This is a genomic window from Xanthobacter autotrophicus (genome assembly GCF_030015065.1).
GTDB lineage: Bacteria > Pseudomonadota > Alphaproteobacteria > Rhizobiales > Xanthobacteraceae > Xanthobacter > Xanthobacter autotrophicus_D.
This window is the reverse complement of record NZ_JAIVFN010000419.1, coordinates 1-446: the sequence shown is the minus strand read 5'-3', so window position 1 is coordinate 446 and position 446 is coordinate 1. Positions and strand designations below refer to the sequence as shown.

Annotated in this window: 1 protein-coding gene; it reads left to right on the top strand. The window is 71.5% G+C overall.

The genetic code is table 11. The features are described 5' to 3' along the window. Positions 1-446, top strand: a 446-nt coding sequence (locus tag K9U40_RS23825) for an efflux RND transporter periplasmic adaptor subunit (RefSeq protein ID WP_282892525.1), incomplete at both ends; no start/stop codon positions are given.

Here is a 446-nt window from a genome sequence, read left to right as displayed (position 1 = left end):
GGTGACGGTGGGCGACGCCACGGTCCGCACCCTGCGCCTGCCGGTGGCCATCGAGGCGCTCGGCACGGTGACGCCGGTGACCACGGTCACCCTGCGACCGCAGGTCTCGGGGATGCTTACCCAGGTGCTGTTCACCGAAGGGCAGATGGTGCGCAAGGGCCAGGTGCTGGCGCAGATCGATCCCCGGCCCTTCGAACAGGCGCTGATGCAGGCCGAAGGCACGCGGCGGCGCGACGAAGCGCAGCTGGAGAACGCGCGCATCACGCTCGAGCGCTACCGCACGCTGCTGTCGCAGGACTCCATCGCCCGGCAGGACGTCGACACCCAGGCCGCGCTCGTCAAACAGCTGGAGGGCACCGTGATGACCGACCGTGCGCAGGAGCGCACCGCCCGGCTCAACCTCGGCTACACCCAGGTGACGGCACCGGCCGCGGGCCGCATCGGCC